28 protein-coding genes are annotated in these 25,545 nt (G+C 72.3%); 16 read left to right on the plus strand and 12 right to left on the minus strand.

The window, feature by feature from the left end; translation table 11 throughout:
- Nucleotides 1-217: 217 nt before the first annotated feature.
- Nucleotides 218-673 (plus strand): MarR family transcriptional regulator, encoded by a 456-nt coding sequence (locus tag QWU11_RS42445; protein WP_290120252.1) that lies wholly within the window; start codon nt 218-220, stop codon nt 671-673.
- Here the strand turns inward: QWU11_RS42445 and QWU11_RS42450 are convergent.
- Nucleotides 643-1,023: a helix-turn-helix domain-containing protein gene (locus QWU11_RS42450; RefSeq protein ID WP_290120253.1), complete on the minus strand. Its 381-nt coding sequence runs from the start codon at nt 1,021-1,023 to the stop codon at nt 643-645. The genes QWU11_RS42445 and QWU11_RS42450 overlap by 31 nt on opposite strands.
- A 105-nt stretch (nt 1,024-1,128) precedes the next feature.
- Here QWU11_RS42450 and QWU11_RS42455 point away from each other — a divergent pair, with 105 nt between their 5' ends.
- From QWU11_RS42455 to QWU11_RS42465, 3 genes are all read left to right on the plus strand, one after another.
- Nucleotides 1,129-1,767 (plus strand): NAD(P)H-binding protein, encoded by a 639-nt coding sequence (locus QWU11_RS42455; protein ID WP_290120254.1) that lies wholly within the window; start codon nt 1,129-1,131, stop codon nt 1,765-1,767.
- 3 nt (nt 1,768-1,770) lie between these two features.
- Nucleotides 1,771-2,685, plus strand: coding sequence for a TIGR03564 family F420-dependent LLM class oxidoreductase (locus QWU11_RS42460; RefSeq protein WP_290120255.1), 915 nt, complete (start codon nt 1,771-1,773; stop codon nt 2,683-2,685).
- Nucleotides 2,686-2,752: 67 nt separating this feature from the next.
- A complete protein-coding gene (locus QWU11_RS42465) occupies nt 2,753-3,115 on the plus strand; it encodes a hypothetical protein (protein WP_290120256.1) in 363 nt (120 codons plus the stop codon).
- Between the two features lie 78 nt (nt 3,116-3,193).
- On the opposite strand, the gene QWU11_RS42470 is transcribed toward QWU11_RS42465, so the two are convergent.
- Together QWU11_RS42470 and QWU11_RS42475 are read right to left on the minus strand one after the other, a co-directional pair.
- Nucleotides 3,194-4,678, minus strand: coding sequence for a cryptochrome/photolyase family protein (locus QWU11_RS42470; protein ID WP_290120257.1), 1,485 nt, complete (start codon nt 4,676-4,678; stop codon nt 3,194-3,196).
- Between the two features lie 37 nt (nt 4,679-4,715).
- Nucleotides 4,716-5,099 carry a helix-turn-helix domain-containing protein gene (locus tag QWU11_RS42475; protein WP_290120258.1) on the minus strand — a complete coding sequence of 128 codons (384 nt, stop codon included), beginning with the start codon at nt 5,097-5,099 and terminating at the stop codon, nt 4,716-4,718.
- Nucleotides 5,100-5,237: 138 nt separating this feature from the next.
- On the opposite strand from QWU11_RS42475, the gene QWU11_RS42480 reads away from it, so the two are divergent.
- A complete protein-coding gene (locus tag QWU11_RS42480; protein ID WP_290120259.1) occupies nt 5,238-5,816 on the plus strand; it encodes a YceI family protein in 579 nt (192 codons plus the stop codon).
- Between the two features lie 7 nt (nt 5,817-5,823).
- Here QWU11_RS42480 and QWU11_RS42485 read toward each other — a convergent pair whose 3' ends face one another.
- Both QWU11_RS42485 and QWU11_RS42490 read right to left on the minus strand, forming a co-directional pair.
- Nucleotides 5,824-7,272 (minus strand): DHA2 family efflux MFS transporter permease subunit, encoded by a 1,449-nt coding sequence (locus QWU11_RS42485; protein ID WP_290120260.1) that lies wholly within the window; start codon nt 7,270-7,272, stop codon nt 5,824-5,826.
- Nucleotides 7,273-7,349: 77 nt separating this feature from the next.
- Complete coding sequence (locus QWU11_RS42490; protein WP_290120261.1) at nt 7,350-7,838, minus strand: MarR family winged helix-turn-helix transcriptional regulator; 489 nt, start codon at nt 7,836-7,838, stop codon at nt 7,350-7,352.
- A gap of 134 nt (nt 7,839-7,972) precedes the next feature.
- Between QWU11_RS42490 and QWU11_RS42495 the strand changes: the two genes are divergently transcribed.
- Nucleotides 7,973-9,022, plus strand: a complete 1,050-nt coding sequence (locus QWU11_RS42495; RefSeq protein WP_290120262.1) for a lipoate--protein ligase family protein — start codon at nt 7,973-7,975, stop codon at nt 9,020-9,022.
- Nucleotides 9,023-9,124: 102 nt separating this feature from the next.
- Nucleotides 9,125-10,765: a glucose-6-phosphate isomerase gene (gene pgi, locus QWU11_RS42500; protein ID WP_290120263.1), complete on the plus strand. Its 1,641-nt coding sequence runs from the start codon at nt 9,125-9,127 to the stop codon at nt 10,763-10,765.
- Between the two features lie 39 nt (nt 10,766-10,804).
- On the opposite strand, the gene QWU11_RS42505 is transcribed toward pgi, so the two are convergent.
- On the minus strand, nt 10,805-11,518 hold the full coding sequence (locus tag QWU11_RS42505; protein ID WP_290120264.1) for a DoxX family membrane protein: 714 nt from the start codon (nt 11,516-11,518) through the stop codon (nt 10,805-10,807).
- 160 nt (nt 11,519-11,678) lie between these two features.
- On the opposite strand from QWU11_RS42505, the gene QWU11_RS42510 reads away from it, so the two are divergent.
- Nucleotides 11,679-12,386, plus strand: a complete 708-nt coding sequence (locus QWU11_RS42510) for a ribonuclease HII (RefSeq protein ID WP_290120265.1) — start codon at nt 11,679-11,681, stop codon at nt 12,384-12,386.
- Nucleotide 12,387: 1 nt separating this feature from the next.
- Here QWU11_RS42510 and QWU11_RS42515 read toward each other — a convergent pair whose 3' ends face one another.
- Both QWU11_RS42515 and QWU11_RS42520 read right to left on the minus strand, forming a co-directional pair.
- Nucleotides 12,388-12,993: a response regulator transcription factor gene (locus QWU11_RS42515; RefSeq protein ID WP_290120266.1), complete on the minus strand. Its 606-nt coding sequence runs from the start codon at nt 12,991-12,993 to the stop codon at nt 12,388-12,390.
- Nucleotides 12,990-14,156 carry a sensor histidine kinase gene (locus QWU11_RS42520; protein WP_290120267.1) on the minus strand — a complete coding sequence of 389 codons (1,167 nt, stop codon included), beginning with the start codon at nt 14,154-14,156 and terminating at the stop codon, nt 12,990-12,992. Before QWU11_RS42520 ends, QWU11_RS42515 begins: the two co-directional genes overlap by 4 nt.
- 124 nt (nt 14,157-14,280) lie before the next feature.
- Between QWU11_RS42520 and QWU11_RS42525 the strand changes: the two genes are divergently transcribed.
- The 5 genes from QWU11_RS42525 (at nt 14,281) to QWU11_RS42545 (ending at nt 19,965) form a co-directional block, all read left to right on the plus strand.
- The gene (locus tag QWU11_RS42525) at nt 14,281-14,979 is read left to right on the plus strand and encodes a sugar isomerase domain-containing protein (RefSeq protein WP_290120268.1); all 699 of its coding nucleotides are present in this window, start codon (nt 14,281-14,283) and stop codon (nt 14,977-14,979) included.
- 38 nt (nt 14,980-15,017) lie between these two features.
- Nucleotides 15,018-15,650, plus strand: a complete 633-nt coding sequence (locus tag QWU11_RS42530) for an endonuclease (protein ID WP_290120269.1) — start codon at nt 15,018-15,020, stop codon at nt 15,648-15,650.
- A gap of 115 nt (nt 15,651-15,765) precedes the next feature.
- Nucleotides 15,766-18,147: an AAA family ATPase gene (locus QWU11_RS42535; protein ID WP_290120270.1), complete on the plus strand. Its 2,382-nt coding sequence runs from the start codon at nt 15,766-15,768 to the stop codon at nt 18,145-18,147.
- 171 nt (nt 18,148-18,318) lie between these two features.
- Nucleotides 18,319-18,915 (plus strand): hypothetical protein, encoded by a 597-nt coding sequence (locus QWU11_RS42540; RefSeq protein ID WP_290120271.1) that lies wholly within the window; start codon nt 18,319-18,321, stop codon nt 18,913-18,915.
- A 96-nt stretch (nt 18,916-19,011) separates the two neighbouring features.
- Nucleotides 19,012-19,965 carry an alpha/beta fold hydrolase gene (locus QWU11_RS42545; protein ID WP_290120321.1) on the plus strand — a complete coding sequence of 318 codons (954 nt, stop codon included), beginning with the start codon at nt 19,012-19,014 and terminating at the stop codon, nt 19,963-19,965.
- Here the strand turns inward: QWU11_RS42545 and QWU11_RS42550 are convergent.
- The 3 genes from QWU11_RS42550 to QWU11_RS42560 are packed head-to-tail and all read right to left on the minus strand — an operon-like array spanning nt 19,962 to nt 22,194.
- The gene (locus QWU11_RS42550; RefSeq protein WP_290120272.1) at nt 19,962-20,918 is read right to left on the minus strand and encodes a winged helix-turn-helix domain-containing protein; all 957 of its coding nucleotides are present in this window, start codon (nt 20,916-20,918) and stop codon (nt 19,962-19,964) included. The two genes, QWU11_RS42545 and QWU11_RS42550, sit on opposite strands and share 4 nt — an antisense overlap.
- Nucleotides 20,915-21,781 (minus strand): ADP-ribosylglycohydrolase family protein, encoded by an 867-nt coding sequence (locus QWU11_RS42555; protein ID WP_290120273.1) that lies wholly within the window; start codon nt 21,779-21,781, stop codon nt 20,915-20,917. Before QWU11_RS42555 ends, QWU11_RS42550 begins: the two co-directional genes overlap by 4 nt.
- 14 nt (nt 21,782-21,795) lie before the next feature.
- Nucleotides 21,796-22,194: a nuclear transport factor 2 family protein gene (locus QWU11_RS42560; RefSeq protein ID WP_290120274.1), complete on the minus strand. Its 399-nt coding sequence runs from the start codon at nt 22,192-22,194 to the stop codon at nt 21,796-21,798.
- A 92-nt stretch (nt 22,195-22,286) separates the two neighbouring features.
- On the opposite strand from QWU11_RS42560, the gene QWU11_RS42565 reads away from it, so the two are divergent.
- From QWU11_RS42565 to QWU11_RS42575, 3 genes are all read left to right on the plus strand, one after another.
- A complete protein-coding gene (locus QWU11_RS42565) occupies nt 22,287-22,853 on the plus strand; it encodes a TetR family transcriptional regulator (protein WP_290120275.1) in 567 nt (188 codons plus the stop codon).
- Between the two features lie 52 nt (nt 22,854-22,905).
- On the plus strand, nt 22,906-23,757 hold the full coding sequence (locus QWU11_RS42570) for a DMT family transporter (protein WP_290120276.1): 852 nt from the start codon (nt 22,906-22,908) through the stop codon (nt 23,755-23,757).
- 127 nt (nt 23,758-23,884) lie between these two features.
- Nucleotides 23,885-24,070, plus strand: a complete 186-nt coding sequence (locus QWU11_RS42575; protein ID WP_290120277.1) for a hypothetical protein — start codon at nt 23,885-23,887, stop codon at nt 24,068-24,070.
- On the opposite strand, the gene QWU11_RS42580 is transcribed toward QWU11_RS42575, so the two are convergent.
- On the minus strand, nt 24,067-25,239 hold the full coding sequence (locus tag QWU11_RS42580; protein WP_290120278.1) for a glycosyltransferase: 1,173 nt from the start codon (nt 25,237-25,239) through the stop codon (nt 24,067-24,069). The two genes, QWU11_RS42575 and QWU11_RS42580, sit on opposite strands and share 4 nt — an antisense overlap.
- Between the last annotated feature and the right edge of the window lie 306 nt (nt 25,240-25,545).

Consider the following 25,545-nt stretch of genomic DNA (forward strand, 5'->3'; position numbering starts at 1 on the left):
TGACACGCTCGGCACTGCAGAACGCCGCCTCCATCGCGGCTCTGTTCCTGACGACCGAAGCGGTCATCGCCGAAAAGCCCGAGAAGCAGGCGGCCCCGGCCGCCCCCGACCCGGGCGGCATGGACTTTTGAACCCCACGGGCGCCCGGACGACACCGTCCGGGCGCACCGAAATATATGCTGTGTAATACAACGCCCCGGGCGAAAGGACGTGGCCGATGCGGACCGCCGAGGAGCTCCGGTACCTCATCCTCGCCGCGCAGCGTGAGGGCAACCGCCTGCTCGCCCATGCCCTGCGGCCCCTCGGCGTCACCCCGTCCCAGGCCGAGGTCGTCCGCGTCCTCCAGGAGCGCGGTCCGCTCACCCTGAACGGCCTCGGCGAGCTCCTGGTCTGTGAGAGCGGCAACAGCCCGAGCCGGCTCGTCGACCGGCTGGTCGCCACCGGCCTCGTACGGCGCGAGGTGGCCGCGCACGACCGCCGCCACGTCGAACTCTCCGTCACCGACGAGGGCGCCCGGCTCGGCCGGCGGATCGTCGAGGTCGAGGACGAGCTCTACCGGTCGATCGACGCCGCCGCCGAGGGCCGGGACATCGAGCAGGTCATCGGATTCCTGCGGGCCTTCGTCGGCGACCTGCCCGCAGGTCAGGCGCTCGCCCGCCGCGCGGGCTGGTAAGCGGCCTCGCGGGACTCCATCACGTCCGGCAGGTGGGCCGCCGACCACGCGCAGCAGGCCGCCATCGGCTCGCGCAGGCTCCGTCCGAGCGGCGTCAGCGCGTACTCCACGCGCGGAGGGACCTCGGGATAGGCGGTCCGCGAGACCAGCCCGTCACGCTCCATCGCGCGCAGCGTCGAGGTCAGGACCTTCGGGTTGATGCCGCGCAGCGGCACCTGAAGCTCGGAGAAGCGCCGCGGGCCGGACTCGAGGCAGCGAATGATCTTGGCCGTCCACTTGTCGCCGATCCGGATCAGCGGGGGCGACTCGTGGCATCCGGCGAACATCTCCGGGTCCAGGGGCTCTGTCACGTTCCCGAGCATAGGTAACTTTCGTTGCGGAAAGCGAGGGGTCGCCCAGTAGCGTCCGCGGCACGTGGCCGGCGACCAGCCGGCCGGTCGAACGGAGCCCTTCCGATGAGCAGAATCGTCGTCTTCGGCGCCGGCGGTCGTACGGGCCGGCGGGCGGTGGCCGAGGCGTCCGCCCGCGGTCACCGGGTCACCGCGGTCGTGCGCGACCCGGACCGTCATCAGGGCCTGGCCGGGGACGGAGTGACGGTGGTCGCCGGCGACGTGACGAGCGCGGACGACGTCTTCGGCGCCGCCGCGGGGCTCGACGCGGCCGTCAACGCCGCCGTACGGCTCGACGTCCCGTCAGCGGAGTTCTTCGTCGGCGGCGCACACGCCCTGCTGGACGGGCTCGGCCGCGCCGGCGTCGGCCGTCTCGTACTGGTCGGGATCGGGACCACACTGGAGACCGCGGACGGAACGGTCGTCCACGACACGCCGGGCTTCCCGGCGGAGGGCCGGGCGTTCTCCCTCGGGCACGCGGCGGAGCTGGAGGTGCTCCGTGCCGCGGAGACCGAGATCGACTGGCTGGTGCTCGCCCCGCCGCCGGTCGTCCTGGACGACGAGGCCCCGCGCACCGGCCGGTACCGGATCGGCGGGACCCAGGTGCTCGGCGACGCGTTCTCCTACGCCGACCTCGCGGTCGCGCTGGTCGATGAGATCGAGACCCCGAAGCACCACCGCGTCCTGGCCGCGCTGGGCGCGTAGGCGATGCGCATCAGTACGAACGTCGGCATCGGCCTCGACCGCCCCAAGACGATGGCCGAGATCGTAGCCGAGGTCCAGCGGGCCGCCGACCTGGGCCTGGGCGGCGCGTGGTGGGCCGAGCGGCACACCGCCGACGCCCTGACGGCGGCCGCCGTCGCCGGGCTCGCCGTGCCGGACCTGCCGCTCGGCACGGCCGTCGTCACCACCTACCCGCGCCATCCGCTGGTCCTCGCGAGCCAGGCGCTCACCGTGCAGGCGGCGACCGGCAACCGCCTCACGCTCGGCGTCGGCCCGGGGCACCGTCAGGGCGTCGAGGCGACGTACGGGCTGACCTTCGACCGCCCCGCCCGGCACACGCGTGAGTACCTGGAGGTCCTCATGCCGCTGCTGCGGGGCGAGGCGGTCGACCACGACGGGGAGTTCCACCATGTCAAAGGGCGGGCCGGCACGCCCGGCGCGGAGGCGCCCGGTGTGCTCCTCGCCGCGCTGGGCCCGGCCATGCTCCGCGTCGCGGGCGAGCTCGCCGACGGGACCGTGACCGTCTGGACCGGCGTACGGACGGTCGCGACGCACATCGTGCCCCGGATCGGCGAGGCCGCCGGGCGCCGGAGGCCGCGCGTCGTGGTCAACCTGCCCATCGCGGTCACCGGCGACGAAGGCGCCGCGCGGGCCTGGGTCGCCGAGCGGTTCGGCGCGGCCGGCCGCGTGCCGGGTTACCGGGCGCTGTTCGACCGCGAGGGCGTGGACGGGCCCGCGGACGTCGTGGTCGCCGGCGACGAGCGGTCCGTGGCGAACGAGCTCCGCCGGTTCGCGGACGCCGGCGCGACGGAGTTCGCCGCCGTGCCCTTCGGGCCGGATGAGCAGGTCGCCCGCACGCTCGCGTTTCTCGGCGGACTCCCGCCATTGGTTATGAAATAGCCATGGACGTTACAGCCGGGCCACCAGTACCTTTAGCCGCACTCTCATTCGCAGAAGGGTTCAATCAGTGGCTATCCGTGACAAACTCCGCAAGAATGCGGCGCACCTCCTGCAGCCCGGCGAGAACATCCAGGCGGTTTTCTGCGCCCAGACGACCAGCCAGTACTTCGCGCTGATCTCGTACTGGATCATCCTGCTCTCCAACGCCTACCGCGTCGTCGTCGTCACCGACCGGCGCATCCTGGTCTGCCGCTCGGGCCGGATGACCATGACGCCGGTGAAAGAGGTGCTCAGGGAGCTGCCGCGCAACATGCGGATCGGCCCGCCCAGCGGTCTGTGGTGGCGCTGCGAGACGCTCGGCGAGAAGCTCTACATCCACAAGCGGTTCCACAAAGACGTCAATGCCGCGGACGGGGTCCCGGCCGCCTGAAATCGCCGATGCGAGGTCGCGGAGGCCGTGAGCCAATGAGCCGTCGCCCGCGGTGGGAAAAGCGCCGCGAGCGACGGCTCAGAAGTGCTCCCGGCGTTTCTCCTGTGCCACGACGGCGGCACGGTCGCCGAGCCGGCGCAGGCCGCTCAGTGGCCGGAACATCCGCCGATTTCCGTCGAGGCGTGCGGCGTTGCGGTCCAGCCAGCTCCAGTACCCGGCGGTGAACGGGCAGGCGCCGGGCCCGAGACGGATCGCCGGGTCGTACCGGCAGCCGCCGCAGTAGTCGCTCATCGCGTTGATGTACGCCCCGCCCGACGCGTACGGCTTCGTCGCCACGATGCCGCCGTCGGCGTACTGGCTCATGCCGATGACGTTCGCCGGCATCACCCAGGGAAAACCGTCCACGAACGCGGTGGCGAACCAGTCGCTGAGGGCGCGCGGCGCGTAGCCCCGCTGCAAGGCGTGGTTCCCCAGGATCATCAGCCGCTGGATGTGGTGCGCGTAGCCCCGGTCGCGTACGCCGGTCAGCACCTCGTGCAGGCACCGGGCGGTCACCTCCGAGGCGTCCAGGCGCCGCCACCACTCCGGCAGGTCCGCGTGGGCCCGCAGCGCGTCGCGGTCGAGGTAGCCGGGCCCGAGGTTCCAGTAGAGGTGCCAGATCCACTCCCGCCAGCCCAGGATCTGCCGGACGAACCCCTCCACGCTGTTCAGCGGCGCGTCGCACCGCTCGGCCCTCCGGACCACGTCCAGCGGGTCGAGCAGCCCGAGGTTGAGCGGCAGCGACAGCAGGGCGTGCGACATGGCCCAGTCCCGCGCCAGCATCGCGTCCTCGTGCGCGCCGAACGTGGCGAGCCGCGCCGTCAGGAACCTCCGCAGCGCCCGCTGCGCCTCGTCGTGCGTGACGGGGAAGATCCGCGGCCCGTCGGCCCCGACCGTGCCGATCCGGCCGTCGCGCTCCAGCCGGTCCAGCTCAGCGCGCACGTCGTGGTCGATCGCGTCCTCGCGGGGCCGGTACGGCGGGGGCACGCCGAGCGTCGCCGTACGCGGCGGGCGCTCGCGGTTGTCGTGGTCGAGGTTCCAGGTGCCGCCGGCCGGAGCGCCGTCGCCCTCCATGAGGATCCCGAACCGGCGCCGCTGGTCACGGTAGAAGTCCTCCATCAGCAGGCGCTTACGGCCCTCCGCCCATTCGGCGAACTCCTCCCGCGGCAGGATGAAGCCGGGCGTGGGCAGCACCGACGTGACCCGCCCCTCACGGGTCAGCTCGTCCACGAGCCGTGCCGCCGCGTACGAGCCGGGCGCGTGCACGACGACCGGCCGCCCGAACCGGGCGAGCCCTTCGCGGTACGTCCCGGCGCGGATGATCGTGGCCCGCGCGCCGAGCTCCGCGGCAAGATGGCGCATCCCGGAGAGCACGAGATGCAGCTTCTGGCGGTGGTACGGCCATCGGCCGAGGGCCGCCGACGACTCGATCAGCAGCACCTCCCGGCTCCGGTGCTCCGGCGTCGCGTGAAAGTGGCGGCCGAGCTGGTCACCGAACAGCCAGAGCGGCGTCGTTTCCCCCATGACCTGCATTCTTGCCGCTAAGGGCCGTCCGGATACCTCACGGTGCCGACCGGGAGGCGCCGTCGTACGCCACGCGGGCCCGGTCGATCTCGGCGACGTGGTCCTCGGCCCAGAGGACGAGCGTCCCGACGGTGTCGAGCAGCGTGCGGCCCATCGGGGTGAGGGCGTACTCGACGCGCGGCGGCATGACCGGGTACACGGTCCGGGACACGATGCCGTCGCGTTCGAGCCCGCGCAGCGTGACCGTCAGCATGCGCTGGCTGATGCCGGCGACGTCGCGTTTGAGGTCGGTGAACCGCCGGGTGTCCTCGCCCAGGCGGGAGATGACGTACAGCGACCACTTGTCCCCGATCCGGCCGAGGACCTCGCGGGCCTGGCAGACCGAGGGGTGACCGGTGGCCGGAACCGCAGGCGAGGCCATGGTTATCTCCTGGTGACTGAGGCAGAAAAAAGTGCCTTCTTGTGGTCTATGGCGTGTCGTCCCAGGATAAGCGTGGTTCTGGTCAGGAACCACCCCATCTAACGGAATCAACTTACTTTTCACAATCAGGAGAGTCCGATGACCGCCGAACTCGTCGAGATCCCCGGCTACGTCGCCGGCACGTGGGACATCGACCCGATCCACTCCGACGTCGCCTTCGTCGTCCGGCACCTCATGGTCAGCAAGGTGCGCGGCCACTTCACGAAGTTCGAGGGGAGCATCGTCACCGCCGCCGACCCGCTGGAGTCGAGCGTGACCGCGACCATCGATCTCACCTCGGTCGACACGAGCAATCAGCAGCGCGACGACCACATCCGCTCCGCCGACTTCTTCGAGGTCGAGAAGTACCCCACCATGACGTACCGCTCCACCGGAGTCCGCCGTGACGGCGCGGACCTCGTCCTCGACGGCGAGCTCACCCTCAAGGGCGTGACGCTCCCGGTGCCGCTCAGGCTCGAGGCCAACGGGTTCGGCCCCGACCCGTTCGCGGCCGACCCGCTCACCGGCGCCCGCGCCGGGTTCACCGCCACCGGGGAGATCAACCGGATCGACTTCGGCGTGAGCTTCAACGGCCCGCTCCCGGGCGGCGGCATCGCCCTCGGGGAGAAGGTTCAGATCGTCCTGGAGATCGAGGCGGCGCTGCGGCCCGGGGAGTGACCCGGCGTCAGGCGGCGGGGGAGGCGGCCGGCACCGGCGCCTCTTCCTCCGCGGGCGTCCGCGGCTGCCGAAGGAGCGCGGCGGTGAGGACGAACGCGACGACCAGGAGGGCGGTGCCGATCTCGAACGCCACGTGGAAGCCGCCGGTCAGCGCGCCGGCCCGGTCGTGGCCGCGGGCGAGCAGGCCGTCCGTACGCGCGGCGGCGAACGTCGACAGGACCGCGACGCCGAGCGCGCCACCGACCTGCTGGGCGGTGTTGAACAGCCCGGAGACCACGCCCGCGTCGCCGGCCCCGGCGCCGGACATGCCGAGCGCGGTGATCGCCGAGATCGCCAGGCCGAACCCGCCCGCGAGGAGCATCGTCGGCAGCACGTCCGCGACATAGCCGGCGTGCACGGGCAGGCGGGTGAGCAGCCCGATCGCCACCACGAGCAGCGCGATTCCGGCGAGCAGGACGTTGCGCTCGCCGAAGCGGCCGGCCAGCCGCGCGGACAGGCCGAGCGAGACGGCGCCGATCATGACGGCCGCCGGGAGCAGCGCCAGCCCGGCCCTCGCCGGGCCGTACCCGCCCACGTTCTGCAGGTACAGCGTGATGAGGATCTGGAAGCCGAACAGCGCCGAGACCATCAGGGCCTGGACGAGGTTGGCCACCGAGACGGTCCGCGACCGGAACATGCGCAGCGGCAGCAGCGGGGCCGCCGCCGTGGCCTGCCGCAGGACGAATCCGGCGAGCAGCACGACGGTGAGTGCGGCGAGCCACAGCGTACGGGCCGAGCCCCAGCCGTGGCGGCTCGTCTCGACGATCGTGTAGACGCCGAGCATCAGCCCGCCGGTCACCAGGGCGGCGCCCAGCGCGTCCGCGCCCACGCGGAGACCGAGACCCTCGTCGGGGTCCAGCACCCGTACGGCCAGGAGTGCCGCGGCGGCGCCGACCGGCAGGTTGACGAAGAAGATCCAGTGCCAGCTCACCGCCTCGGTGAGGATGCCGCCGAGGACCTGGCCGATCGAGGCGCCCGCGGCGCCGACGAAGCTGAACGCGCCGATCGCCCGCGCCCGCTCGCCCGGCTCGGGGAAGTGCGTCACGAGCATGCCCAGGCTCACCGCCGAGGCCATCGCGCCACCGGCCCCCTGGAGGAACCGCATCCCGATCAGCATCGGCTGGTTCGTCGCGAGGCCGCACAGCAGGGAGGCCACGGTGAATACCGCCAGCCCGGCGACGAACATCCGCCTGCGGCCGAGCAGGTCGCCCAGCCGCCCGGCCAGCAACAGCAGCCCGCCGAACGCGATCATGTAGGAGTTCACGATCCACGTGAGGCCCGAGGGGGACAGCGCCAGGTCACGCTGGATCGCCGGCAGGGCGACCGTCACGATGCTGCCGTCCAGGATGACCATCAGCATGCCGGCGCAGAGCACCGCGAGGGCCATCCGGCGGGACCGGGGGAAGGGAGAAGGCATGAGTACGGCTCCTGTTCACGACGGGCAACAGGTAAGACCGTAACAGATGGTTTTGAAGTAGACGATCCTATAAGGATCTAGTTCTTGCGTTGCCGCGGTCGCCGCACCTGGTGGTCCGACTCCACGGGCGTGGACAGGTGGCCCTCCACCAGCAGCGTCAGCGCGGCGACGAACGGCTCGCGCCGGTCCTCCGGGAGCGCGTCGACGACGTCGCGGTGGACCCGGTCCGCGACCCGCAACCCCTCGGCGACGGCCCGGCGGCCCGCCTCGGTGACCGCGATGATCCGCGCGCGGCGGTCCGTGCTCGACGGCCGGCGCTCCGCGAGCCCGGCCTTCTCCAGATCGTCGACGGTCACCACCATGGTGGTCTTGTCGAGATCGGAGATCTTGGCGAGCTGGATCTGGGTGCGCTCGGCCTCCTGTGCATGGAACAGCACGCAGTATTCGCGGGGAGTGATGCCGATCTCGGTGAACGCCGCCGCCATCTGGGTCGTGAGCACGTGACTGGCCTGCGACAACAGGTAGGACAGGTCGGCGACGGTCCGCGTCGGTGCGCTGGTCGTCATGTCACCGAGTGTACGTCGGCCAGCAGATTATTCGTCCGGCGAACGACCGGGCGGAATCGGAGCCGTACGAGCGCGGTTGGGGTGTGAAGTGATCGCGTCATGGGGACGCCGTCATGCGGAGCGGGGATGCCGAAATGCACGGTGAGTACAAGGTGCCGGGGGGAAAGCTCGTCGTCGCGGACTTCGACGTCGAGGACGGCCGGCTGCGGAACACCCAGGTCAGCGGCGACTTCTTCCTCGAACCCGACGGCGCGCTCGAACACATCGCCGGAGCCCTGGAGGGCCTGCCGACGCACCTGGAGGCGCGTGACATCGCCGCCCGCATCGAGGTGCGGCTGCCGCCCGGCACGATGATGCTCGGCTTCTCCGCCGAGGCCGTCGGCATCGCCGTACGCCGGGCGCTCACCGACGCCGCCGACTGGCGCGACTACGACTGGCGGCTCATCCACGACGGCCCCCAGGACCCGGCGCTGCACATGGCCATCGACCAGGTGCTCACCGAGGAGGTCGCGGCCGGCCGCCGCCCGCCGACCCTGCGGGTGTGGGAGTGGGCCGCGCCCGCCGTGGTGATCGGCAGCTTCCAGTCGCTGCGTAACGAGGTCGACACCGAGGCCGCGCGCAGGCACGGGGTCACGGTGGTCCGCCGGATCAGCGGCGGCGGCGCGATGTTCGTCGAGCCGGGCAACACGATCACCTACTCCCTGTACGCTCCCGCCGCGCTCGTCCAGGGGATGACCTTCGCCGACAGCTACGCCTTCCTGGACGACTGGGTGCTGGGCGCCCTCGGCGAGCTGGGCATCCGGGCCTGGTACCAGCCGCTCAACGACATCACCTCCGACCAGGGCAAGATCGCCGGCGCGGCGCAGAAGCGGCTCAGCCGGGGCGCCGTGCTGCACCACGTGACCATGTCCTACGACATCGACGCGGACAAGATGCTCGAGGTGCTGCGGATCGGCCGGGAGAAGCTCTCGGACAAGGGCATCAAGAGCGCGCGGAAACGCGTCGACCCGCTGCGCCGCCAGACGGGGATGCCGCGCACGGAGGTCATCGACCGTATGATCGGCCACTTCCGCGGCCGGTACGGGCTGACCGACGACCGGCTCACCGCCGCCGAGCTGCGGGCGGCCGAGAGACTGGTGGCCGGGAAGTTCGCCACCGAGGAGTGGACGGCCAGGGTTCCCTGACCGGCTCACGGCGGTTCATCACCCCTCATCCCGACGTGTTCGATTGGATGGTCGGATAGGGGAAGCAGGGGCCTCGAAGGGCCGATGAGACGGAGGCAAGGAATGTCCGACAGCGTGCGGCTGGACCAGACCGACCAGTGGCGGGCTCTGCGGCGGCACTACGAGGAGACGCGCGACGAGCAGCTGCGCGACCTGTTCGCCGCCGACCCCGAGCGGGGCGACCGGTACACCCTGGAGGCCGGCGACCTCTACGTCGACTACTCGCGCAACCGGGTGACCGACGAGACGCTGCGCCTGCTCCGCGAGCTGGCCACCGCCCGCGGGGTCACCGCGCTGCGCGACGCCATGTTCCGGGGCGAGCGGATCAACGTGACCGAGAAGCGCCCGGTGCTGCACGTCGCGCTGCGCGCCCCGCGCGACGCCGTCATCGAGGTCGACGGCGAGAACGTCGTGCCCAAGGTGCACGAGGTCCTCGACCGGATGGCCGCCTTCTCCGACCAGGTGCGGTCGGGGGAGTGGACCGGCTTCACGGGCAGGCCGATCCGCAACGTCGTCAACATCGGCATCGGCGGCTCGGACCTCGGGCCCAAGATGGCGTACGAGGCGCTGCGCGCCTACTCCGACCGCTCCCGGGTGTTCCGTTTCGTCTCCAACGTGGACGGCGCCGACCTGCACGAGGCCGTACGCGACCTCGACCCCGCCGAGACGCTGTTCATCGTCGCCTCCAAGACCTTCACCACGATCGAGACGATCACCAACGCCACCTCGGCGCGGCAGTGGCTGGTCTCGGCGCTCGGCGACGAGGCCGCCGTGGCCAAGCACTTCGTCGCGGTCTCCACCAACGGTGAGCAGGTCGCCAAGTTCGGCATCGACACCGCGAACATGTTCGGCTTCTGGGACTGGGTCGGCGGGCGCTACTCGTTCGACTCGGCCATCGGCCTGTCGCTGATGGTGGCCGTCGGCCCGGAGCACTTCCGCCAGATGCTGGCCGGTTTCCACCAGATGGACGAGCACTTCCGCACGGCGCCGCCGGAGCGCAACCTGCCGATGCTGCTCGGCCTGCTCGGCGTCTGGTACGACGACTTCTACGGCGCGCAGACCTACGCCGTGCTGCCCTACAGCCACTACCTGTCCCGGTTCACCGACTACCTCCAGCAGCTCGACATGGAGTCCAACGGCAAGTCGGTCGACCGGGACGGCGACCCGGTGGAGTGGGAGACCGGCCCGATCGTGTGGGGCACACCGGGCACGAACGGCCAGCACGCCTACTACCAGCTGCTCCACCAGGGCACTAAGCTCGTCCCCGCCGACCTGCTCGGGTTCGCCCGGCCGATCGAGGAGCTCGGCGAGCTGAAGAGCCAGCACGACCTGCTGATGGCCAACCTCTTCGCGCAGGGCCAGGCGCTGGCCTTCGGCAAGACGGCCGAGGAGGTCGCGGCCGAGGGCGTGCCGGCCGAGCAGGTGCCGCACCGAACGTTCCGCGGCAACCGGCCGACCAACACGATCCTGGCCACGGAGCTGACGCCGTCGGTGCTGGGCCAGCTGATCGCGCTCTACGAGCACAAGGTGTTCGTGCAGGGCGCGATCTGGGGGATCAACTCCTTCGACCAGTGGGGCGTCGAGCTCGGCAAGGTGCTCGCCAAGAACCTCGAGCCCCGGCTGACCGGCGCGGCCGACACCGATGACCTCGACGGCTCGACCGCCGCCCTGGTCCGGCGCTACCGCGAGCTGCGCGGCCGCTGAAGACGAGACCCCCGGCCCCCGGTGACGGGGGCCGGGCGGTCACGCGTCGGACTTCGGCGGCGGCTTCTTGCGGGCCCGCGGCCGGTTCGGCTTCACCGGGCCCGTGTCGTCCGACGAGGGCTCGGTCTTCTTCTTGCCGGCCACGATCACGTCCCGCGAGGTGTCCGTGACCATCTCGGCCGCGAGCCGCGGCCGCGACGGCGGATCCTCCTCCGGCGGAGCCGGGAACTCCCCGGCCGGGAGCGCGCGCCCGGGGATCTTCGTGCCCTCCGGCGGTGAGGAGGCGACCGGCCGCCAGGGCGGCACGTCCTCGTCCTCCTCGGGTCCGGCGTCTCTCCGCGTGAACAGGCGCTGGTCGAGCGTCAGGCGCCCGCCACCGCCGGCGGCGAAGACGAGCGCGGCCAGGCCGAGGATGAGGACCAGCTCGAACCCGTTGTGCACCCGTCCGTTGTCCACGAGGAAGATCCCGTGCTTGGCGTGCACGAAGATCAGCGCGCCCGCCATGTCGAGGAACAGCAGCAGCCCCGCGGCCGGCAGTGCCAGGCCGAGGATCAGCGCCGCCCCGCCGAGCAGCTCGACGAAGGTCGAGTAGACCGCCGCGGCGGTCGGGAACGGGGCTCCCATCGCGTCGAGATTCCGCCCGGTGGCCGTGATCCCCACTTGGATCTTCTGCCAGCCGTGGGCGACGAACACCGTGCCGACACCACATCGGGCGAGCAGCGCTACGACGTCGTATATCGGCCGATTACGCATGACAATCCTTCCTGCGGACGTATCCGTCTCCACGGGATCATCCGCCCCAGAGCGAATCGGCGTCCACTCGGTCCGGTGCCCCGTTGCCCGATCGTGGCATTGCCCGTCCGGCCACGAGAGCGCCCCGCGCGGACGTGCGAGGGCTGCCATGATGACGGCCATGCCATCCGAGGAGACGGCCGCGCCGACCGGCCCCGACTACGCGATCGAGAAGCAGCTCACCGACGCCGGAGCCGTACGCGTCGCGGGAGTGGACGAGGTCGGACGGGGCGCCTGGGCCGGGCCGGTCGTCGTCTGCGCGGCCGTCACCGACCTGAGCGCGCCGCCGCCGGGCCTCACCGACTCCAAGATGCTCACCCCGCGCCGCCGTACGGCGATCGCCGGGGCGCTGGAGGGCTGGCTCGTCGCGTACGCCTTCGGCGCCGCGAGCCCGGAGGAGATCGACGAGGCGGGCATGACCGAGGCGCTGCGCCGTTCGGCGGTACGCGCGCTGGAGGCCCTGCCCGAACGCCCCGACGCGGTCATCCTCGACGGCAAGCACAACTTTCTCGGCGAGCGCGTCGCCTCGGCCGGGCGGCCGTGGCCGGTCCGTACCGAGATCAAGGCGGACCTGCGGTCCGTCTCCGTCGCGGCCGCCTCCGTCCTGGCCAAGGTGCACCGCGACACGCTCATGGCCGGGCTGGGGCACGAGGAGTACGCCTTCGCGGCCAACGCGGGATACCCCTCGCCCGTCCACCAGGAGGCGCTGCGGCGGCTCGGGCCGACGCCGCACCACCGGCTGTCGTGGTCCTATCTCGACGACCTGCCGCAGTGGCGGCACCTGCGCAGGCACCGCCCGGAGATCGAGGGGCAGCTGTCGCTGCTGTGAGTCAGAGCCAGCCGTTGTGGCGGGCCGCGCGCACCGCCTCGATGCGGTTGCGCGACCCGGTCTTGCCGATCGCCGCCGACAGGTAGTTGCGGACCGTGCTCTCGGACAGGTGCAGGCGCCCGGCGATGTCGGCGATGGTCGAGCCGTCCACCGCGGCGGTCAGCACGTCGCGCTCGCGCGCGGTCAGCGGGCTGGGGCCCGCGCTCAGCGCGGCCATGGCCAGCTCGGGGTCGACCACCCGCTCGCCCGCGAGCACCCGGCGGATCGCGCGGGCGAGGTCCTCGACCGGACCGTCCTTGACGAGGAAACCGCTCGCGCCGGCCTCCATCGCGCGGCGCAGGTAGCCGGGCCGCCCGAACGTCGTCACGATGAGGATCTTGCAGCCGGGCAGCTCGGCATGGAGTTCGGCGGCGGCGTCGAGGCCGCTGCGGCCGGGCATCTCGATGTCGAGGACCGCGACGTCCGGGCCTACCTCCAGGGCCGTCGGGACGATCCGGTCGCCGGTCGCGACCTGGCCGACCACCTCGAAGTCCTCTTCGAGGTTCAGCAACAGCGCCAGGGCGCCGCGCATCATGCCCTGGTCCTCGGCGAGCAGTACCTTGATCAAGAGGCGTCCTTCCCCACCGGGAGGGTAGCCAGCGGGACCGTCACCGTCAGCAGGTACCCACCCGGTTCGGCGGGCCCGGCCTCCAGCCGGCCGCCGGCGCCGCCGACCCGCTCGGTGAGCCCGCGCAGGCCGTTGCCCTTGACCGGTGGCCCGCCGCGGCCGTCGTCGCGGATCGCCAGGACCGCGGTGTCCTCGCCGGCCCGTACCGAGATCTCGCAGTTCCCCGCCTCGCTGTGCCGGATGACGTTGGTGACGCCCTCACGCACCGCCCAGCCGAGGAGTGAACCGGTCTCCTCCGGCAGCGGTGTTCCCTCCTGGCGGACCAGGAGCTCGATCCCGGCGTCGCGCAGCGCCATCCGCGCGCCGTCGATCTCCGCGGCCAGGCCCTGACCCCGGTAGCCGCTCACCGCGAGGCGTACCTGCCGCAGCGCGTCCCGGCCGATCGTCTCGATGTCGGCCGCCTGCTCGACCGCGAGCCCGCCGTCGCGCGGGATCAGCTTCCGCACCGCCTGGGCCTTGATGACCATCACCGACAGGGTGTGGCCGAGCAGGTCGTGCAGGTCGCGGGCGAACCGCAGCCGTTCTTCGGAGACGGCCGTCCTGGCGAGCTCCTCGCGGGTCATCCGCAGTTCGGTGACGGCGCTGAACAGGGCCAGGATCGTCGCGATGACGAACCCGGAGATGAGCGTGCCGTACCAGACGCTGAAGGCGTCTCCCGCCGAGGCGCCGCGCAGCCACGCGGTCAGCGCCGCCGCCACCGACAGCGGAGCCATGACGATCATCGGCCACGGCCGCCGGGTCCACGGCACGACGACGCCGCACGCCATGGCGACCAGCGGGAACAGCGTGTGCATGCCGTGCCCGAACCAGGCGGCGAGGACGAACGCGTCCACGGTCAACGCGATGAGCATGGCGACGGCGAGCCGGTCGCCGCGGCCACGGCGGAAGCCGTACCAGATCGCGGCGATGACCGAGGCGACGAAGAGGGCCAGCAGCGGCGCCGACGCCCAGACCGGGCGGGCCCGGCCGTGCGCGACCTCGGAGACGGCTCCCAGGCCGACCAGCAGCCACGGGTAGATGCTGAACGGGCCCGGGCCGTCCTGGACGTGCTCGGCGATGCCCCGCCTCTCCGCGCCCGACGGCACGTCTTCGCTGCTCACCACGGGCACACCCTACGATCCCGGCGGATCGCCGGGCACTGCCGTCAATCCCCTTTCGAGCAGTACAAATGTCCTGGACGGGGTTCGAGCGGCGCGATACCTGGTAAACCGATCTTCCGTGAACTGGATGCGAGAACACCTCGACCGCGTCGAGCGGCACAACGACGACGCCCTCGAACAGGCCTGTGAGCTGGTGCTCGGCGCCGTGACCGGCGGCGGCCTCGTCTACGCCGGCGGGTCCGGGCACTCGCTGGCGATGGTGCTCGAAGGGTTCTTCCGCGCGGGCGGCCTGGCCTGCGTGCACCCGCTCTACACTCCGGAGATCTCGCCGCTGCACGGCGCGTGGCCGGCCACCGAGACCGAGCGCCGCTCCGGCGTCGCCGCCCCCGTCATGGCGGCCGCCGGGCCGCGGCCGGGCGACGTCGTGGTGATCTTCTCCAACAGCGGCGCGAACCCGTACCCGGTCGAGCTGGCGGCCGAGGCGCGCTCGTACGGCCTACCGGTGATCGCGTTCGTGTCGGGCCCCTCGATGGCCGCCGCTCCGGCGCGCGCCGGCGTCAAGCTCGGCGAGGTCGCGGACCTGGTCATCGACACGCTCGTCCCGCCCGGTGACGTCTCCTATCCCGCCGGCGAGCCGCGTACCGCCGCGCTGTCCTCGCTCGCGTGCGTGTACCTGTGGAACCTCCTCCTCACGCGGATGGCCGACCGGGCGGAGCTGCCGCTGTGGGTGAGCGCCAACGTGCCCGGCGGCGACGAGCGCAACGCCGAGCTCCTCGATCGGTACTCCGTACGCGTGCCCGCACTTAGACGCTCCACCGCGGGGTAAGGAATCCCGTACCTGCCCGCCGTACGTGGAGGTGGCCTGTGGACCGCACGACCAAGACGCTGCTCTCGGAGGCGGGCCATACCTTCGCCGAAGACGCCGGCATCGCGCTGAAGGACCAGCCCGCCGCACTGTTCAAGCTGCTCGTCCTCGCCAACCTGCTCAGCACCCGCATCAGCTCCGACATCGGGGTCGCCGCCGCGCGCGAGCTGTTCGAGGCCGGCGGCGGCACGGCGCGCGGCATGGCCCGGCTCGACTGGCAGGAGCGCGTCGACGCGCTCGGCCGCGCGCACTACGCCCGCTACGACGAGAGCACCTCGACGCGCCTCGGCGACATGGCGGAGAAGGTGATGGAGGACTACGAGGGTGACCTGCGCAGGCTGCCGCCGAAGGCCGGGCGCGACGCCGAGACGGCGCGGGAGATGCTCCAGGACTTTCCCGGCATCGGCCCGGTCGGCGCCGAGATCTTCTGCCGCGAGGCACAGGCGGTGTGGCTGTGGCTGCGCCCCTCCTTCGACTCGCTCGCCCTCAAGGGCGCCGACCGGATCGGCCTGCCCACCGACCCGAAGCGTCTCGCCGAGCTCGTCGGCGAACGGGAACTCGCCCGGCTCGCGTCGGCTCTCGTCCGTGTCGCCAAGGACAAGAAACTGGCCGCTAGGCTGGTCGGGGCTTAAACCCGCGCTTTGTCGCCGTCCGGTAACCCTCTTGATGGAGCCACGCCAGACAATAGGTTCTGCCATTAGATGGTGAACCTGCGCTATACACGTCTGCAGGCGTGAGGGGAGGGCGATGCGACCGTTCGGCAGATCCCGATCGCGCCCACGTATTGTGCGCGATGTGTTCGAACGAGCACGCTGGCGTTATTTTCAGATACAGCCGGGCGTACGGCGGCTCACGTTTCTCGTGTTGGTCGTGGGATCGGCGGCGGTCGCCATCGTCACCGCCTGGCCGGTGCTCACGACCGTCGTGTTCGTGGCCACGCTGCTGCTCGTCATCGACTTCACCCTCCGCTCACCGAGCGGCATGGCGACGGCCTTCGTGGTCGTCTGCTGGCTGGCCGCGATCCTCCCGCTCAGCCGGCTCTACCCGCCCGGAGGGCACGAGGCGGTGTTCCTCGCCGCGCTCGCCCTCCCGGTCGCCTTCCTGGCCCACCGCATCCGCGCGTACGCGCCCTGGCGTACGGCGCTGGCCACCTTCGCCCTGGCCGGCATCGTCGCCGCCGCGCTGGCCCACCCGCTGCCCCACCTGAACGCCGCGCCGGCCTGGGTCGCCGCGCTCATCGTCCTGGGGTACCGCTGGCTGCAGGCACGGCGCATCGTGCCCGCGGAGGCGTACGACACCGGCTGGGCGCAGGAGGACTACCAGGAGCCGGAGGAGTACGTCCCGCCTCCGCAGGGCCGCCACGCCGAGGAGGTGCCGCACATCTCGGTCAACGAAGCGCTCGCCGAACTCGAGGCGATGATCGGCCTCGAACCGGTGAAGCGGCAGGTCCGCGCCATCGCCGCCTCGATCGAGGCGGCACGGATGCGCGCCGAGGCCGGGTTCGCCGCCGAGAAGCCGATGCGGCACTTCGTGTTCGTCGGCCCCTCCGGCACCGGCAAGACGACGGTCGCCCGCGTCGTCGCCAAGGTCTTCTACGCCTTCGCGCTGCTGCCCACGCCGAACGTCGTCGAGGCACAGCGCGCCGACCTGGTCGGCGAGTACCTCGGCGCCACCGCGATCAAGACCAACGAGCTGGTCGACCGCGCCCTCGGCGGCGTGCTCTTCGTCGACGAGGCGTACGGCCTGGTCAACGCCTCCGACGGGCAGCCCGACCGGTTCGGCAACGAGGCCGTGCAGACGCTGTTGAAGCGCGCCGAGGACGACCGCGAGAACGTCGTGATCATCATGGCCGGCTACGAGGACGAGATGAGCGCGTTCCTGTCCTCCAACCCGGGTCTCAGCTCACGCTTCGGCACGCGCGTGCACTTCCCGGGCTACGATCCGGCCGAGCTGCTGCAGATCGCCGAATACCACGCCGCGCTGCGCGGCGACCGGCTCGGCCCGGACGCGGCCCCCGCGCTGTGGGCGCGCTTCGAGGAGGTCAGCCGGCGCGGCATCGTCGACGAGCTGGGCAACGGGCGCTTCGTACGTTCGCTCATCGAGTCGGCGGCACGCGCCCGCGACGTACGGATCGTCGGCGGCGGCTGGCGGCACGGCGCGCGCCGGGCGCACGACCTGCCCGAACCGACGCCCGACGAACTCGTCACGATCGGCGCGGTCGACGTCGAGCTGGCCTTCGCCGAGGTGACCGAGCGCTACCGCGGCTACGCCGAGACGCCGACGCTGGAGGACGCGCTGGCCGGGCTCGACGCGATGATCGGCCTCGAACCCGTGAAGCGGCAGGTGCACGCCATCGCCGCTCAGCTCCGCGTGGCCCAGCTGCGCGAGGAGCAGGGGCTCACGACGCATCCGCCGATGCGGCACTTCGTCTTCGCCGGGCCGCCGGGCACGGGCAAGACCACCGTCGCCCGGGTGCTCGGCCGCATCTTCGCCGCCCTGGGCCTGCTGTCGCGGCCCGAGGTCGTCGAGGCGCAGCGCGCCGACCTGGTGGGCGAGCACCTCGGCTCGACGGCGCTGAAGACCAACAAGGTCATCGACTCCGCGCTGGGCGGGGTGCTGTTCATCGACGAGGCGTACTCCCTGGTCAACCCGGGTTACGCCGGAGGTGACGCGTTCGGCTCCGAGGCGGTGCAGACGCTGCTGAAGCGCGCCGAGGACGACCGCGAGCGCCTGGTCGTCATCCTGGCGGGCTACGACGGCGACATGGACCGTTTCCTGCGCTCCAACCCGGGGCTGGCCTCGCGTTTCTCCGAGCGCGTGGCGTTTCCGTCCTACAGCCCGGACCAGTTGCTGGAGATCGCGCTGAGCCTCGCCGCCCAGGCGGGTGACACGTGGGAGGAGGCCGCGCTGGACGACCTGGCCGGGGCCTTCCAGCGCGTACGCGGACAGGGCCGCATCGACGAGCTGGGCAACGGCCGGTTCGTACGCTCGCTGTACGAGAAGGCGTGCGGCTTCCGCGACGTACGGATCGCGTCGCTGGACTCGGAGGCGACGACCGCGGACCTGACCACGCTGACGGCGGAGGACGTCCGCTCGGCGTACGCGGAGTTCGCCCAGCGCCGCGCCTGAGGGGGGCAATCGCGGCCGCCGAGCCGGCACGCACGTGTCGCTCCCCGTCTGAGGCTTTTAGCGGACTTTGTCGGGTTGATGGCGGGCCGCGGGCGGGTACGGATCGTTCGACCGGATCCACGGTCCGGTGCTTCGGTCGGCTCGGCAGGGGTCTGTCAGAGGAGTGGTGAGGTGCTGCACGCCTTCGTCTACAACGAAACAGCGATTCTGGTCCGGCACTGGTTCGAGATCAGCGTCAAGGACAGCCATCTCGAACACGGCGTACGGCTGGAGCTCCGCCTGCGCGAGCCGCAGCCGCACCGCGGCAGCGAGTCCGCGTCCCAGCGGCTCGTCGTGGACCGGCCTCTGTGGCGGGCCGACCTGTTCGACCGCGTCGACGGTACGCCCGGCGGCTTCGAGGCCGCGCACTACCACCCTCGCTTCAGCGGCGACGAGCCCTGCGAGCGCGACTGGGCCGAGGAGATCAGAGCCACGCCCTTCGAGTGGCTGCAAGGGGAGCTCTCCGACATCGCGGCCGTCGCCGAGAGGGCGGGCGCGCCTCTGTCCGCCGCGGCCGCCGACGCCGAGCAGATCCGCGCGGACGCACCGGAGATCGTCGCGGTGGCCCGGAGCCGTGCCGCGATCCAGTGCGGTTCGGCCGAGCAGTGCTTCGCCTGGACCCAGGACGCCGCGCCGCTGGTCCACCTGATGCTGGAGGGCCTGAAACAGCCGGACCTGCTCGACCGGGAGCGTACCGCCCCGTGGCTGGCGGCCCAGCCCGCCGGCTGAGACCGTAACGCGCCGCTTACAGAGCGGTAGCAGGCGCGAAACGCGCAGGTCACACGATGCACCCAGGACCGACATCGGCGGTGAGTGCTCTTGGACGTGCGACCTCTGATCCGTTTCCGCGACATCCACGGCTACTGGCGCGCGTTCCGTCTGGTCGGCAGCGGGCCTCCGCTGCTGCTGATCCACGGCATCGGCGACAGCTCCGAGACCTGGCTGGAGGTGATCCCGGAGCTGGCGCGGCGGCACACCGTCATCGCCCCGGACCTGCTGGGCCACGGCGAGTCGGCCAAACCGCGCGCGGACTACGCCGTCGCCGCGTACGCCTGCGGCATGCGCGACCTGCTCAGCGTCCTCGACGTGGACCGGGTGACCGTCGTCGGCCACTCGCTCGGCGGCGGCATCGCGATGCAGTTCGCCTACCAGTTCCCCGAGCGCTGCGAACGGCTGGTGCTCGTCGGCAGCGGCGGCATCGGCCCGGAGGTGCACCCGCTGCTGCGGATCGCCGCGGCGCCGGGCGCCGAGATCGGGCTGTCCGTGGCGGCGTCGGCCCCGGTACGCGCCGCGATGCGGCTCGCCGCGCCCGTACTCCGCTCCACCGGCGGCATGCGCCTCGGGCCCGACTTCGGCTACGTGCTGGAGCGCTACCGGGCGCTGCGGCCCAGGCATGCACGACAGGCGTTCCTGCGCACGCTGCGGGCCGGCGTCGACGTGCGCGGGCAGGTCATCACGATGCTCGACCGCTGCTACCTCGCGGCGGCGCTGCCGACGCTCATCGTCTGGGGCCGGCGCGACGGCGTGATCCCGATCCGGCACGCCCGCATCGCACACGAGGCCATGCCCGGCAGCCGGCTGGAGATCTTCGACCGGTCCGGGCACTTCCCGCACCACGACGAGCCCACGAGGTTCGTCGCCGTCGTGGAGGACTTCCTTGCCGGTACGAGCCCGGCCCTGTACGACCCGGTGAGCTGGCGCCGGATGCTCCGCGACGGCCGCGCGGCCGAGCCCGCCGCCTCATCGGCCCTGGACCCGCATCTCTCCAGCGGCGCCTAGGTGACGAGGCGGGTGCCGAGGTCGGTGCGGGCGTAGAGGACGATGCGGCCGACGCGGGCCCGGGTGACGAGGCCGGCGTCGTACAGGACGGTCAGGTGCTGGGAGACGGCGCCCGGGGTGATGCCGAGCCGGCCGGCGAGGTCGGTGGTCGAGGCCGGGCGGTCCAGGCAACCGAGCAGTACCGCCTTCGGGCGGCCGATGAGGGCGACGACGGCCTCGGCGCCGCGCGGAGGCTCGGTCTCCCACAGCGTGGCGATGCCGCGGGCCGGATAGGCCAGCGCCGGAGGCTCGTCGGCGCTGATCGGCGGTGCGACCCCGCGTACGAACAGACACGGCATCAGGCACAGCCCGCGCCCCGTCACGTCGGCCCGGTAGTCGATCGCGGGCACGTCCAGGCGCAGCACCCCGCGGCGCCAGCGCACGGCGGGGTGGAGGTCGGCGAACAGCAGCCGCGCGCCGCCGCGGGTGAACTGACGGGCGCGGTACAGCATGTCGGCCTCGAGCACACCGCGCATCCGTGTCCAGTACGGGGCCAGCGCCGCCTCCCAGTACTCCCGGAGCAGCCCGGCGATCCGGTCGCGCAGCCGCGCCGGCGAACCGAGATCGAGGCACGCGGGCACCGGGCGGCCCGCGTGGGCGATCCTGATGTCGGCGGCGACCTTGTCCGGGGGAGTGCGCCGTACGAGCTCCAGCTCCTCCTCGAAAGAGGCCACCGGAACCTCCGGGCGCGGCGTCAGGAAGTCCGGCACCCAGCGCCGTACGCCCACGAGCGCGGTCAGCGGTCGCATGTCCAGCCCGGCCAGGTCGTCGCGGACCCGGTGCCACCAGGGCATCTGCAGCACGAAGTACGTCGGCAGCAGCGGGATGCGCAGGCTCATCACGGTCTCCATCAGGGGAGACACGGCGAACCGCATGCCGACGAGATCCTCGACGTCCAGGTCGAGCTCGATCACAGCGGAACCGGTGAGAGCCAGCCGGGCAGCGGCTCACGCGCATCGCGCCAGGCGCGGGGGATGCCGTCGGCGCCGGTGTGGGCGGCGACGATGCCGCCCGTGATCGCGGCGGTCGTGTCGATGTCCCCGCCCACGGCCACGCAGGCGCGTACGGCCTGCTCGTAGTCGGTGAGGTGACGGGCGGCGGCCCAGACGCAGAACGGGACCGTGTCCTGGGCGAGGACGCGCGAGCCGTTGCCGAGCTCGTACGCGACCTCCTCCCGCGAGCGGTCGAGCAGGCCCGCCGCCCGGCGGACGCCGTCACGCACCTCGCCGGGAGGCGTGTGGGCCTCGACCGCCTCGATCAGGCCCGGCGCGTCGCCCCGCGCGGCATGGGAGGCGGCGACCGCGACGGCGATCGCGCCCGCGACGCCCTCGGGATGGGCGTGCGTGACGACGGACGAGGCGCCGGCCTCCAGGGCGGCGCGGTCGAGGTCGCCCGGGTAGAACGCGCCGAGCGGCGCGACGCGCATCGCCGCGCCGTTGCCCATCGACCCTCCGCCCCCGAACTGCGCGGTCGCCGCCGTACGCCACGGCGCGCCCTCGCGCAGGGCGCGCAGCAGCACGACGGTGCCCGGGCCGTACCCGCGATACGGGTCATGGCGCTCGGCGAACGCCGCCGCGAGGGCGTCGCGCTCGACCTGGCCGTGGCGATGGAGTACGTCGAGGAGGTTGCAGGCCATCTCGGTGTCGTCGGTCCACGGCCAGGGACCGGGCGGCAGCGCGGTCTCGTCGAGGAGTAACCGGCGGTTCGCCACGACGAAGAACTGGGCGCCGAACGCGTCCCCCACGGACAACCCGGTCAGAGAATCGAACGCGGTCATGCCCGGCACGTTACCTAAAGGCGCAGCTGATGGCGGACGGCGTCGGAGTCGCGTACGGCCCAGTGCTCGACGATCCGGCCGTCCCGTACGCGGATCATGTCCAGGCCGACGACCTCGTAGCCGCGTCCGGTGGCCGTGTGCGTGCCGCGGCTGGTGTAGCGGTTGGCCGACGTGTCGCCCGACGAGACGTTCTGCTCGACCGTCACCGAGACGTCGTGAAAGCCCTGCGTGCCCATGCTCTCCCACTTCCGGCGCCACGCGTCGACGCCGTGGTGATCGCCGGAGGACCCGCCCCGGTGGTCGATCACGTCCGGGGCGATGAGTGCGAGGGCCTCCTCCATCCGGCCCGCGAGCACCTCTTCGTACAGCTCGACCACCCGCCGATGGACCTCGGCCGCACTGATCTCCGACATGGCGCCTCCAACGACAAATAAACGGGGAACTCCCCACTTAACGGACTCGGCTAAGTTAACCGGGGAGCACCCCGTTTAGCAAGGAGAGAGTCATGCCACGCGCGATCCGGGCCGACGCGCGGCGCAACCGCGAACTGCTCCTGGCCGCCGCCAAGGAGGTCTTCGCCGAACGCGGCGCCGACGCGCCGCTCGACGACGTCGCCCGCCGGGCCGGTGTGGGCAACGCCACGATGTACCGCCACTTTCCGGCCCGCCAGGAACTCATCATCGCCGTCTACTCCGACGAGGTCACCGCGCTGTGCGAGCGGGGCGAGGCCCTCCTCGCGGAGGACCCGCCGGGCGACGCGCTCTTCGCCTGGCTGGAGGCGTTCGTCGCCCACGTCGCCACCAAGCGGGACCTGGCCCGCGCGCTCACCGACGACCGGGCCGGGCGGCGGTCGGCGCTGTTCGACGGCTGGCACGAGGCGATGCGCGCGACCGCGTCGGCGCTGCTGGACCGGGCGCGGCGAGCGGGCGCGATCCGTACGGAGGTCGAGGTCGCGGACCTGCTCCTCCTCGCCAACGGCATCGCCCTGGCCGGCGCCGACGACGTACGGACCCGCCGCCTGATCCACCTCATCCGTACGGGCACGGACCGCGGGCCCGGCCGGACGATTTAGCCCAGGCCTAAATCTCTACCGCGCAGCGCCCGCGTCGGCTGAGCTGGAACATGTGAGCAACGCCTTTCCTCTCGCCCCCGCCCTCGCAGTGATCTTCGCCGGAGTCCTGCACGCCACGTGGAACGCGGTCGCCAAGGCGGCGCCCGACCGGTACGCCGGGTTCGCCCTCATCGGCCTCGCCCAAGCGGGCGCCGGCCTGCTCATGATGGCGCTGAGCGGGATTCCGGCACGCGCCTCCTGGCCCTGGATCGCCGCCTCGATCGCGCTGCACGTCGTCTACACCGCGCTCCTCGCCCGCTCGTACGAGCTGGGCGACTTCAACCAGGTCTATCCGCTCGCCCGCGGCACCGGCCCGCTGATCGTCGCGTTCGTCGCCGCCACCACGCTCGGCGAGCACCTCAGCACGCCGCAGCTCGCCGGCGTCGCCGCGGTCTGCGGCGGCCTCGGGGTGCTCGCCTTTTCCGGCGGCGTCTCGCGTACACAGGCCGGGGCGATCGGCGCCGCGCTGCTCACCGGCGTCTCGATCGCCGGGTACACACTGGTCGACGGCGTCGGCGTCCGGCACGCCGGTACGGCCACCGGCTACAGCGGATGGCTCTTCTTCGGCATGGGCCCACTGGTCGTGCTGTGGGTGTACCTCGTCCAGGGCCGGGCGCTCTGGCCCGGAGTCGCGGCCCAGTGGCGGATCGGCCTGCCCGGCGGCGTCATCTCCGTGCTGAGCTACGGCATCGTGGTCTGGGCGCAGACGCGCGGAGCGCTGGCGGCCGTCGCCGCCCTGCGCGAGACCGGCGTGATCACGGGCGCCATCATCGGCGCGATCTTCTTCCACGAGCGGATGGGCCTGCCGCGGTTCGCCGCCGCGGGGGTGGTCGTCGTCGGCGTCGCCCTCATCAACCTCCACTGAGGTTCAGCCTGCCCGGTGACGCGGTGACGCGGTGACGCGGTGACGCGGTGACGCGGTGACGCGGTGACGCGGTGACGCGGTGACGCGGTGACGCGGTGACGCGGTGACGCGGTGACGCGGTGACGCGGTGACGCCTCCGGCCCGGCCCAAGATGGTCGCCGTCACCCTCCTCGCGGTCTACCCGCTCAGCCTGCTGTTCCCGCTCGTCGTCGTGCCCGCGCTCACGTACGCGTTCAACCCGGGGCTGAGCCGGGTGATGCGCCGCTGGCTGTACCCCGCCCAGCGCACGGACCGCCAGGACGCGGCCGCCTAGGACCGCGCCGGCACCGCCGGGCTGGCGTCGGCCACCCGGGTGTAGACGGCCTCGGTTCCGGCCGCGACGTGGTCCCAGGTGTGGCGCTCGCGGACGCGGGCCGCCCCGGCGGCGCCGAGCGAGGGCCCCAGGCGCGGGTCGGCGAGCAGCCGCCGCAGCCGCCCGGCCAGCGTCCCCGGGGGTACGCGCGGCGGGACGTGCAGGCCCGTGACCCCGTCCATGACCGTGTCGAGATGGCCGCCGGCCGCCGAGACGACCACGGGAACCCCGCACGCCATCGCCTCGATCGCCGCGAGGCCGGACGACGCGTGCGACGGCAGGAACACGGCGACGTCGGCGGACCGGAGCAGTGCGGGCAGGTCCTCGTGCCGTACCCGCCCGGTGAACACGACCCGCCTGCCGACGCCGCGGGCCGCCGCCAGCCGGCGCAGCCGCGTCGCCTCGGGGTCGCGGCCGAGGTCGGCACGGGCGGGACCGCCGACGACGACGAGCTCCGCCTCCGGTACGTGGCACAGCGCCTCGATGAGGGTGCCGGCGCCCTCGAGCCGCCCGACCGTGATGACGCGCCCCCGGTCCCCGCGCGCGGCGGCCGGGCCGCCGGGCCGGAAACGCCCGGCGTCGACGCCGCCCGGTACCACGTGCACCGACTCCGGCGGGATGCCGTACGCGCCCAGCTCCCGGGCCTCCTCGCCGCAGGTGGCGATGATGGCGGCGGCGTCCCAGCCGGCCTGGGTCTCGAGCCGGAGCCGCTCGGGCGGGCCGCCCTCCCGCCCGGCGCCGCCCAGGGCGTGGAACGTCTGCACGACCGGGATGTCCAGGCCGGCCGCGCCGCCGAGCGCGGCCAGCCCGCTCATCCAGAAGTGCGCGTGGACGACGTCCGGCGGGCCGGCCGCCCACCGCCGCGCCAGCTCCGCCGCGAACTCCGGCATGTACGGCAGCAGCTCGTCCCGCGCGACGGGCCGCGCGGGACCGGCACGTATGTGCTCGACCGTGACACCCCGCGCGTACGGCATCGAGTCGGGCAGTGCGACGTCGTCCCGGCGGGTGTGCACGGTCACCTCGTGGCCGCGCCGGGCCAGCGCGGCGGCGAGCCCCGCGACGTGGACGCTCTGGCCGCCGCCGGTCGTCGCCAGCGGGCTCGCGTGCTCGGAGACCAGGTCGATCCTCAACAACCGCTCCTCAAGTCGGTGAAAGTAGTACACAAAACCTAACCGCCGACATTGACGTCAAACTCCCCCTTAATTCGGTAAAGCTGCGAATCGGAAATCGCGGTCTCGGGCGCGGAACGCCCCCGGACTCCATGCCCCGGCGGCACAAGATCGATCAAGTGCAACACTTCTCTCACCTGTGGATACGCGAGATGAGACCGCTGCGGAGATCGGCGAATTATTACCATTTACGGCATTCGGCGAAGCCCGGTCGGCGTTACGGGCGCCCGCCCCCGGAAGACCGACGGGAATTCGCCGCGGTCGGTC

This window comes from Actinomadura sp. DC4, assembly GCF_030406325.1.
Taxonomy (GTDB): Bacteria; Actinomycetota; Actinomycetes; order Streptosporangiales; family Streptosporangiaceae; genus Actinoallomurus.

Excerpts from the sequence above, each read along its gene's own strand:
- QWU11_RS42495 (WP_290120262.1), top strand. The coding sequence starts at position 7,973 with ATGCACGGTGAGTACAAGGTGCCGGGGGGAAAGCTCGTCGTCGCGGAC.
- QWU11_RS42535 (WP_290120270.1), top strand. The coding sequence starts at position 15,766 with ATGCGACCGTTCGGCAGATCCCGATCGCGCCCACGTATTGTGCGCGAT.
- QWU11_RS42525 (WP_290120268.1), top strand. The coding sequence starts at position 14,281 with ATGCGAGAACACCTCGACCGCGTCGAGCGGCACAACGACGACGCCCTC.
- QWU11_RS42555 (WP_290120273.1), bottom strand. The coding sequence starts at position 21,781 with ATGACCGCGTTCGATTCTCTGACCGGGTTGTCCGTGGGGGACGCGTTC.
- QWU11_RS42485 (WP_290120260.1), bottom strand. The coding sequence starts at position 7,272 with ATGCCTTCTCCCTTCCCCCGGTCCCGCCGGATGGCCCTCGCGGTGCTC.
- QWU11_RS42490 (WP_290120261.1), bottom strand. The coding sequence starts at position 7,838 with ATGACGACCAGCGCACCGACGCGGACCGTCGCCGACCTGTCCTACCTG.
- QWU11_RS42480 (WP_290120259.1), top strand. The coding sequence starts at position 5,238 with ATGACCGCCGAACTCGTCGAGATCCCCGGCTACGTCGCCGGCACGTGG.
- QWU11_RS42460 (WP_290120255.1), top strand. The coding sequence starts at position 1,771 with ATGCGCATCAGTACGAACGTCGGCATCGGCCTCGACCGCCCCAAGACG.
- QWU11_RS42505 (WP_290120264.1), bottom strand. The coding sequence starts at position 11,518 with ATGCGTAATCGGCCGATATACGACGTCGTAGCGCTGCTCGCCCGATGT.
- QWU11_RS42560 (WP_290120274.1), bottom strand. The coding sequence starts at position 22,194 with ATGTCGGAGATCAGTGCGGCCGAGGTCCATCGGCGGGTGGTCGAGCTG.
- QWU11_RS42565 (WP_290120275.1), top strand. The coding sequence starts at position 22,287 with ATGCCACGCGCGATCCGGGCCGACGCGCGGCGCAACCGCGAACTGCTC.
- QWU11_RS42445 (WP_290120252.1), top strand. The coding sequence starts at position 218 with ATGCGGACCGCCGAGGAGCTCCGGTACCTCATCCTCGCCGCGCAGCGT.
- QWU11_RS42510 (WP_290120265.1), top strand. The coding sequence starts at position 11,679 with ATGCCATCCGAGGAGACGGCCGCGCCGACCGGCCCCGACTACGCGATC.
- QWU11_RS42470 (WP_290120257.1), bottom strand. The coding sequence starts at position 4,678 with ATGGGGGAAACGACGCCGCTCTGGCTGTTCGGTGACCAGCTCGGCCGC.
- pgi (WP_290120263.1), top strand. The coding sequence starts at position 9,125 with ATGTCCGACAGCGTGCGGCTGGACCAGACCGACCAGTGGCGGGCTCTG.
- QWU11_RS42475 (WP_290120258.1), bottom strand. The coding sequence starts at position 5,099 with ATGGCCTCGCCTGCGGTTCCGGCCACCGGTCACCCCTCGGTCTGCCAG.
- QWU11_RS42455 (WP_290120254.1), top strand. The coding sequence starts at position 1,129 with ATGAGCAGAATCGTCGTCTTCGGCGCCGGCGGTCGTACGGGCCGGCGG.